Source organism: Archangium sp. (assembly GCF_036388035.1).
Lineage (GTDB): Bacteria > Myxococcota > Myxococcia > Myxococcales > Myxococcaceae > Archangium.
Genome location: NZ_DASVSO010000965.1, coordinates 1 through 8309, shown reverse-complemented (window position 1 = coordinate 8309; position 8309 = coordinate 1). Strand labels below are relative to the sequence as shown.

Below are 8309 nucleotides of genomic sequence, written 5' to 3'. Positions count from 1 at the left end.
GCCTTCGTCATCGGCTGGCTCACCGAGCGCGCCTGGCACCGGCTCTCGGTGCCCCTGGCCTTCGCCCTCAACGTGCTCGGCGGCCTCGGCGTCCTCTACGCCGTGGGCATTCCGTGGCTCGCCGTGTCCGCGAAGCTGCCCCTGGCGAAGGCGGCGCTCGGCTCGCTCGCCTTCGTCCCCGGCGACTGCGTGAAGGCGGCCGTGGCCGCCTCCGTCGCCGTCACCCTCAAGCGCGCCTGGCCGCTCCTCCAGCCGCCCAGGCCCGCCGCGCCTACTCCGCCCTCGCCCCCGTCATCGACTTGAGGAGCTTCACCAGCGCCTTCTTCTCCTCGTCCGTGAGCTCCAGCGGTTTGATGGTCTCCGCCACCTTGCCCGCGAAGCTGCCCAGGGGCTCGCCGCCCTTGTCGTAGAGTTCGATGACGTCCTCGAGCGTCTGGGCCTCGCCCGTGTGCATGTAGGGCCCCGTCAGCTCCACGTTGCGCAGCGTGGGCGTCTTGTAGGCCCCCTCCAGCTCGGGGCCCTTCCGCACCAGGTCGCTGCCCAGCCGCTGCAGCCGGCTCGACTCGATGCCCGTGCGCGCGTCGCTGTACGGCCCCGACGAGTTGAAGACCCAGTCCAGCATCGGGCCGGCCGCCAGCGCCACGCCGGCCTTGCTGGCGCTCGCGTCCCTCACGCCGATGTTGTGGAACTGGTCGTCGCTGAGCATCGGGCCCTTGTGACACGCGATGCACTGGCCCTTGCGCAGGAACGTCTTGAGGCCCAGGTAGGCGGGATCCTCCTCCGCCTTGCCCGCCTCGGCCGCCTGGATGAAGCGCAGGACGTCCTGGTCGAAGGGCGCGTCGTTGCGGTTGAGCGTGCGCTCGTACGCGGCGATGGCCTTGCCGAAGTTGGCCAGGAGCTGCTCGTCGTTCTCCTCCGCGGGCAGCTTGCCGAAGAGGGCGCGGTAGTCCTCGGCGTAGGCCTCGGTGAGGCGGTCGCGCAGGATGGCGGGGGAGGAGGCCATCTCGATGGGGCTGAGCAGCGGCAGCAGCGCCTGGTTCCACAGCCGATCCGCCCGCCCGTCCCACATGAACCAGGTGCTGTAGCCCGAGTTGAGGATCGTGGGCGGGTTGCGCCCGGTGCGGTTGGCGTTGCAGCCCAGCGCCGTCGGCGTGTCCACCGTGCCGCTCACCGTGTCATGGCAGCTCCTGCACGCGATGGTGCCGCAGCTCGACAGCTTCACGTCGTCGAAGAGCCGGTCGCCGAGCGCCGCCGCCTGGGCGTTGTCCCCGTACTTGTTCGTGGGGTCCAGCGGGGGCCTGCGCGTGGGGGAGTGCAGGCTCTCGAGCTGCTCCAGCTCGGCGGCGTTGGGGAAGGGCTCCTCGGCGGTACACGCCATGGAGCCCGCGAGGGCTCCCGCCAGCATCCAGGTGCGCAGGGGGTGACGACTCATCGACATGTCTTCCTTCTCGGAGGGGGGCGTGCAGGACCCACGGGGACTATACTCCAGTGAGCATTGTAAGCCCCGAATACCCCGAGTGAACCTCGGACGCCTGGGCGTCTAGTCGTCCCCACCGGTGGTGAAGGAGGCGCCCGCCAGCAGCCGGACGGCGGGCATGTCGATGGAGGTGCCCAGGCCGGGGCCGCCCAGGAAGTACAGGTCCAGCCCGCTCACCAGGTGCTTGCGCACGCCCACCAGGACCTCGTAGCCGAGGCGGCCCCCCTGCAGGGGCACGCCCATCAGCAGGCTCAGCTCGGGCCGGGTGGACGTCTTGTTCTTCCCGCGCGCGGTGACGGTGAGGCCCAGGCGCAGCTCGTTGCCGAGGACGTCCTGCTCGCGCCCCGACAGGGGGGACAGGTCGTGCCGGGGACGCAGCAGGGCGCCCAGCTCGCCCCCCACCTGGAAGTTGTCCCCCTGGAGGCCGAGCTGGAGGCTCGGGTGCACCGCGTAGGTGTCCCGGCCGAGGAGGTCCTCCCGGCCCACGGGCAGCCCGGCGGCGAGCTCCACGCCGAGGTTGAGCGGCGCCCCATTCTTCATCTGCCAGGGGGCCGCGCGCACGGAGACCCACGGGGTGCCCAGCCCCTGGCCGTCGGGAGGGCGGACGCCCCGGGTGGGGTTGCCCCGCTGGCCGACGATGAAGGGCACCTGCGCGCCCACCTGCAGCCAGGACAGCACGCCGACGGCCGCGGTGACGTGGGTGGTGAACTTGTTCTCCACCACACTCAGGTCGTTGGTGATGATGGGATCCCAGGCGCGCCTGAAGTTGAGCGGCATGTGCTCGTAGTGCGCCTCGACCGAGACCCGGAAGTCTCCGGGCGCCAGCGTCCGGCCGGTGCCCACCACGAGCGAGCCCAGGCCGGAGGACTCGAGCTGCAGGCGTTGGAGGTCGAAGCCGGGCAGGCTTCGGGTGACCTGGGCCGCGGACAGGCCGGGCGCCAGGAGCAGGCAGAGCAGGAAGGGGAGTCGGGAAAGCAAGCGGGCTCCGGTGTGGAGGGCAGACGCCGCCCGGTCGCGAGAACGTCGGTCGGAGGGAGACATATCGGCAAACCCCTCCACGCCCGCAAGGGGTATCTCCGGGAGCCTCGGGTGGATTCTCGCGCCGTGATAAAAGAGGAGGCGCGCGCGGGCCGCCGTCCTCGGCCGGGTGGGCGCGCTGCCAGGGAGCGGAGGCCGATCTGTTGAAGCTGCTGCTGGTGGAGGACTCGCGTTCCGTCGTCGCCTTCCTCGAGCAGATTCTGCGCCGGGAGCCGGACATCGAGCTGTTGCCGGCGGTGTCCAACGGCCGCGACGCGGTGGCGGCGGTGCAGCGGTGGAACCCGAACCTGGTGCTGATGGACCTGGTGCTGCCGGGGCTGGACGGGGTGGACGCCATCGCGGAGATCATGGCGACGGCGCCCTGTCCCATCGTGGTGCTCAGCGCGCAGCTCGACACGCCGGGGAGGGACAGGACCTTCGAGTCGCTGAGGGCGGGGGCGGTGGACGTGCTGGCCAAGCCGACGGGCGGGAGCGTGGAGGGGGTGAAGGAGTTCCGGGAGCGGCTGCTGCGCACGGTGCGGGTGATGGCGCACGCGCGGGTGGTGGGCCGCAAGCGGCACGCCCCGAGGAAGGGGGCGGTGCAGCCGGTGCCCCCGGCGGTGTCGGTGCCCGAGGCGAGGCAGTGCTCGCTGGTGGCCATCGGTGGCTCCACGGGGGCGCCGCCGCTCGTCTATGACCTGCTGCGAGCCCTGCCCTCGCCGGCGCCCTTTCCGGTGGTGGTGGCGCAGCACATCGTCCGGGGCTTCGAGCAGGGCTTCGCGCGCTGGCTGGCGGGGACGGGGCAGCGCACGGAGGTGGCGGGGGGAGGGGAGTGGCTGACGCCGGGCGTGGTGTACGTGTCACCGGCGGACCGGGACCTGGTGGTGAGCGGGGGCAAGCTGCGCACGCAGCCGTCGAGGGGGGTGGCGGTGCCCTCGGTGGACGCGCTCTTCGAGAGCGTGGCGGGCTTCTACGGCTCGCGGGCGGTGGGGCTGCTGCTCACGGGGATGGGGGAGGACGGGGCGAGGGGCCTGCTGGCGATGCGCCAGGCGGGGGCGCTCACGGTGGCGCAGGACGGCGCGAGCTGTGTGGTGGACGGGATGCCGGGCACGGCGAGGGCCCTGGGGGCCGCCAGCCAGGTGCTCACCCCGGGAGAGATGGGCACGCTGCTGTCCTCCCTCCGGTGAGGGCCCCGGCTGGGAGGGAGAGCCCCCGACATCTCGGCTGCCCCCCGGGGAGGGAGGTGCTCACAGCTGGCGCGGCGGACTCCATCTCGCCGTCCCCTCATGTCTCGACTGCTGGAGGAACACCATGACCGGCGATGCCCATGTCCTGTGGATGCCTGCCCACCGCGCCGACCCGCGGCCCCTCTACGCGCGCTGGCGTCAGGAGGCCCGTGTCGTCCGCCTGGTGGAGCCCGCCCGCCAGATGCCTTTCTGGTTGGTGAGCCGCTACGCGGATGTGATGGCCCTGCTGCGTGACAACCGCCTCGCCAAGGACGGGCACACGTTGAGCGAGCAGGCGCGCTCGCGCTTCTTCCGGCTCTCCGCCGATGCGCTCACCCGGCACATGCTGTCTTCGGATCCGCCGGATCACACCCGGCTGCGCACGCTCGTCTCCCAGGCGTTCACCCCTCGCCGCGTCGAGGCGCTGCGCTCGCGCGTCACCGCCGTCGCCACCGGGCTGCTGGAGGCGGCGCTCGCCCAGGGGCGCGTGGACTTCATCGACGCGTTCGCCTTCCCGCTGCCCGTCATCGTCATCGCCGAGCTGCTGGGGGTGTCCCAGGAGGATCGCGAGCAGTTCCGCGCCTGGACGCACGCGCTGCTGGTGACGCCCGCCGACGGAGACCTCGCGCCCGCCCGGGCCGCGGGCCAGGGCTTCCTGCGCTACTTCACCACGCTGCTCGAGCAGCGGCGGGCCGCGCCGGGAGAGGACCTCGTCAGCGCGATGCTGGCGGCCGAGGAGCAGGGGGACCGACTGCGTCCCGACGAGCTCATCGGCATGCTCTTCCTGTTGCTGGTGGCGGGCCACGAGACGACGGTGAACCTGCTGGGCAGCGGGTTGCTGGCGCTGCTTCAGCACCCCGAGCAGCACGAGCGCCTGCGGGCGGACCGGGGGCTGATGGACTCGGCGGTGGAGGAGATGCTGCGCTACTGCAGCCCGGTGGAGACGAGCACGGCGCGCTTCACGGTGGAGCCCACCGAGGTGTGTGGCCAGGTGATTCCGGCGGAGGAGATGGTGGTGGGCGGGTTGCTGTCGGCCAACCATGACCCGGAGGTGTTCGCCGAGCCGGAGCGGTTCGACGTGGGGCGCACGCCCAACAAGCACGTGGGGCTCGGCTTTGGCATCCACTACTGCCTGGGAGCGCCGTTGGCGCGGCTGGAGGCGGCGGTGACCTTCGAGCTGTTGCTGGAGCGGGCGCCTCGGGTGCGGCTGGCGGTGGAGCCCGAGCGACTGGAGTGGCGCAGGTCGGCCTTCATCCGGGGGCTGGAGCAGCTCCCGGTCCGCTTTGACTGAGCGGGCCTCGTCACGGCTCCAGTGAATCGAGGGCGGGCGTCGCCAGCGCCGCCTTCAGCTCGTTGGAGGCCTCGTTCCACCCCGTCCAGTCGTAGCGGCCAAGGTCCTCGACCGAGACACATTCGGCGAGGCTTGCCTGCATTCTGGCGTTGAACTTGCCACCGAAGGTGCCGAGCAGACGCAGAAGCTCCGCCTTGGCATCTTTCCTCAGCGCCTGTTCGTCGGGCTCGGGCACGGAGCAGTGCTCACGCTCGTAAGCCAGCTCGATGGCCCGCTTGCGAGCCAGCCATGATTGGATCTCCGGCGCGGGTTGCAGCAGCGGTACACGTGTGCCGAGGTTGGTGTTGACCACGAGCACGGCCTTGATGACAGCGGGTGCGCCCGCATCCGCGTCATGGGTGGCCACGAGCAGGTCGACAGGTGCCGGGCCTCGCACCGGCTTCAGGGCCGCCGCGACGAGCGGTGCGAGCGCGTTGGGATCGGCGAGGATTTCGACCATCGAGGGCTGCCTCGGGAGCCGGAGCGTGGGGGGTTGAAGGAGGAGTATCCCGTCCCCTTGCTTGATGAGCCCTCGATGCCACGACTGGCCGTCGTTCAGCACGGGATAGAGGGCTCGCCGCACGAGGATCTCCATCGCGCCCTGCTGCTCGTGAGGGACGGGGGCGAAGGGAGGCAACGTGCGGTTGCTGCCGCGCTCATCCTTGCCCTCACCGAGCACGACGACGCGAAAGGCCTTCTTCATGCCCCCAACCCCGGCACGCCTCCGAGGGCTCCCGAGTACCAGAGGTCACCCGCGTTCGCCTGGAACTTGTCGACCAGGGTGCGCAGCGTCTCGGTCTCTGGAATGGGATGGACGAGCGTGCCCGTCTCTTCGCTGTACTCGACGACGCGGATTTCCGAGGGCTGCACCCAGCGCACGAAGTCGACGGATTGGGTCGCGACGACGACCCTCAACGGATGGCCGGTGAATTCACCGGTCGCGAGCGAGCGCAGGAATTCGACGCGCTTCCCCATCAAGTGGGGGTGGAGGCCTGCTTCCGGATCATCGATGAGGAGCGTGCCATGCGGAGGAGTCGTTGCTCCGGCCCAGAGGAGGAACAGGGTCGTCAGCACGCCATCCGCCTCCAACTTCGCGGGGACCGGTCGTGTCGAGCGCTGGGTCTCGAAAATCAGGTGCTGGATCTTCCCTTCGGCGCCAATGTCGAAGCGAATGCGCCGGATGTGGGGGAAGAGTTCTTTCAGATTCCGCTCGATGGCTTCGAAGCGTTCGCTCTCTCGGTTCTGGAGCGTGGCCAGTGCACCGACGAACCCCGAGCCATCCGGTCCCACCTTGCCCTCGAATATTTGGGTGAGCATCGCCGAGCTGTCTGGCCGGAAGTAGCGAGCGTGCCCGAAGGACTCCAGATACTCTCGCAGGCCAGCTTGGTCCTCGCGCATGGGAGGCAGTTGGGTGAGCCGGGAGAGCACTCTCGCGATGGAGGAGTGAGCGGGTCGCGACAGAACACCAAGTTGCGACAGAACACCAAGGGGGGATTTGGAAGGAGGGCGCACCTCCAACGAATGTGGCGAGTCCTCGATGATCAACATTCCGCGCAGCTTTTCATGGAGGATCTCCGGTTCGGCTTGCTGCTCCGTGTCAGCCTTCTCCACGATGCTGCTGCGCAGTTGTTCCCAATTGATGCCGAGTTCCAGCTCGAAATCGGGTTCGGTGGGATTGGGCTGGACGAATCCCCGGAATATGAGGCGCTTGGCCACATCACCTTCGTGAATGATTCGGGGCCAATGAGCGCCCGTCAGGGGGTAGCCCGCATACGTCACTTCCTGCAAGGTCAGGTTCCGCAGCATCGCGAAGAGCTCGATGCCGCGCATGACGGTCGTCTTGCCGGAAGCGTTGGACCCGAGGAGCACCGTCAGAGGGCTGAGCGATACGCTGGCCTTCTGGATGGAGCCGAGATTCTCGATTTCGATTCGTTCCAGCATTCCCATCGAACATGCCCAGCGAACCGGAAGCGGTCAACGTTGGGCTTTGCCAATCGCGACACTCGAACGGGAGCATTATCCTCGGGTGGTTGATTGCGGCAGTCCCCAAGGAGGAAGCCATGACCCCCAGCAGTTCCTGGCGTCGCCTCTCCGCCCTATTCGGAATCGAGCACCCCATCATCCAGGCCCCGATGGCGGGTGGCGCCACGACGCCGGAGCTGGTCGCCGCCGCTTCGAACGCGGGCGGGCTGGGCTCCACCGGAGCCGCCTACCTGAAGCCCGAGGCCATCGTGGAGCACTCGCGGCGGGTGCGGCAGCTCACCGACAAACCCTTCGCCATCAACCTCTTCGCACCCCTGCCACCCCCGGGAGCGGTTGAACCGAGCCGCATGCTGGAGGTGCTGGCCCGCTACCACCAGGAGCTCGGGCTTCCGCCGCCTCGTCCCCCCGTCTCCCCGATGCCTCCCTTCGAGGAGCAGGTCGACGCCGTCCTGGAGAGTGGTGCCCGGGTCTTCAGCTTCACCTTCGGCATTCCGGCACCCGCGGTGCTCTCGCGGGTGAAGGCACGAGGGATGTTGCTCGCGGGGACGGCCACGACCGTGCACGAGGCGAAGCTGCTGGAGGCCGCGGGAGTCGACGTCATCGTCACGCAGGGCAGCGAGGCCGGCGGACACCGAGGCACCTTCGCGGGCCCCTTCGAGGCGGCGATGGTGGGCACGATGGCCTTGGTCCCCCAGGTGGTGGACGCCGTGAGCCTCCCGGTGGTGGCGAGCGGGGGCATCATGGACGGGCGAGGGATCGCCGCCGCGCGCGTGCTCGGGGCGAGCGGGGCGCAGCTCGGGACGGCCTTCCTCACCTGCCCCGAGTCAGGCATCGCGCCCGCCTACAAGGCCGCGCTCCGGGAGGCGCGCGACGACATGACGGTGGTGACGCGAGCCTTCTCCGGCCGTCCGGCCCGAGGCCTCGCCAACGCCTTCACCGAGGCACTCGGAAGCTCGGAGGACCTTCTCCCATTCCCCCTCCAGCACGCGGCCACGACCGCGCTGCGAAGCGCCGCGGCGGCCCGGGGCGACTCCCGCTTCATCGCGCTCTGGTCGGGTCAAGCCGCCGCGCTGTCTCGGGGCCGTCCGGCGGCGGAGTTGATGCGGGAGCTGATCGCGGAGTCCGAGCGGCTCGGGTGACGTGGCTCCTGATGGGGGCCACCTACGACCGGGTGCCGCCGAACCAGCTCCGCAGCCACCCGGCGACCCGGCCCACGGGCTGCTCCTCCTCGGCGGGAGCTGGCTGCGCGGCGGGAGCGCAGGCCTCGCAGCGCAGC

The 8309-nt window shown here is 70.1% G+C and carries 8 protein-coding genes; 4 read left to right on the top strand and 4 right to left on the bottom strand.

Annotated elements, in window-relative coordinates; translation table 11 throughout:
- On the top strand, nt 1-303 hold a 303-nt coding region (locus VF697_RS39920), incomplete at its 5' end, for a biotin transporter BioY (RefSeq protein WP_331103503.1).
- Here the strand turns inward: VF697_RS39920 and VF697_RS39915 are convergent.
- Both VF697_RS39915 and VF697_RS39910 read right to left on the bottom strand, forming a co-directional pair.
- Entirely contained in the window at nt 272-1432 is a 1161-nt protein-coding gene (locus tag VF697_RS39915; RefSeq protein WP_331103501.1) for a cytochrome-c peroxidase, read from the bottom strand. The genes VF697_RS39920 and VF697_RS39915 overlap by 32 nt on opposite strands.
- Before the next feature lie 108 nt (nt 1433-1540).
- Complete coding sequence (locus tag VF697_RS39910) at nt 1541-2455, bottom strand: flagellar motor protein MotB (protein ID WP_331103499.1); 915 nt, start codon at nt 2453-2455, stop codon at nt 1541-1543.
- Nucleotides 2456-2658: 203 nt separating this feature from the next.
- Between VF697_RS39910 and VF697_RS39905 the strand changes: the two genes are divergently transcribed.
- Together VF697_RS39905 and VF697_RS39900 are read left to right on the top strand one after the other, a co-directional pair.
- Nucleotides 2659-3681 (top strand): chemotaxis protein CheB, encoded by a 1023-nt coding sequence (locus VF697_RS39905; protein WP_331103497.1) that lies wholly within the window; start codon nt 2659-2661, stop codon nt 3679-3681.
- 124 nt (nt 3682-3805) lie between these two features.
- On the top strand, nt 3806-5011 hold the full coding sequence (locus VF697_RS39900) for a cytochrome P450 (RefSeq protein WP_331103495.1): 1206 nt from the start codon (nt 3806-3808) through the stop codon (nt 5009-5011).
- 10 nt (nt 5012-5021) lie between these two features.
- Here the strand turns inward: VF697_RS39900 and VF697_RS39895 are convergent, their stop codons facing one another.
- On the bottom strand, nt 5022-5753 hold the full coding sequence (locus VF697_RS39895) for a hypothetical protein (RefSeq protein ID WP_331103494.1): 732 nt from the start codon (nt 5751-5753) through the stop codon (nt 5022-5024).
- Complete coding sequence (locus VF697_RS39890; RefSeq protein ID WP_331103492.1) at nt 5750-6991, bottom strand: AAA family ATPase; 1242 nt, start codon at nt 6989-6991, stop codon at nt 5750-5752. Before VF697_RS39890 ends, VF697_RS39895 begins: the two co-directional genes overlap by 4 nt.
- Before the next feature lie 119 nt (nt 6992-7110).
- Between VF697_RS39890 and VF697_RS39885 the strand changes: the two genes are divergently transcribed.
- On the top strand, nt 7111-8172 hold the full coding sequence (locus tag VF697_RS39885; protein WP_331103490.1) for a nitronate monooxygenase: 1062 nt from the start codon (nt 7111-7113) through the stop codon (nt 8170-8172).
- Nucleotides 8173-8309 lie beyond the last annotated feature (137 nt).

Coding starts and splice junctions, on each gene's coding strand:
- VF697_RS39885 (WP_331103490.1), top strand. CDS start 7,111: ATGACCCCCAGCAGTTCCTGGCGTCGCCTCTCCGCCCTATTCGGAATC.
- VF697_RS39890 (WP_331103492.1), bottom strand. CDS start 6,991: ATGCTGGAACGAATCGAAATCGAGAATCTCGGCTCCATCCAGAAGGCC.
- VF697_RS39915 (WP_331103501.1), bottom strand. CDS start 1,432: ATGAGTCGTCACCCCCTGCGCACCTGGATGCTGGCGGGAGCCCTCGCG.
- VF697_RS39900 (WP_331103495.1), top strand. CDS start 3,806: ATGACCGGCGATGCCCATGTCCTGTGGATGCCTGCCCACCGCGCCGAC.
- VF697_RS39895 (WP_331103494.1), bottom strand. CDS start 5,753: ATGAAGAAGGCCTTTCGCGTCGTCGTGCTCGGTGAGGGCAAGGATGAG.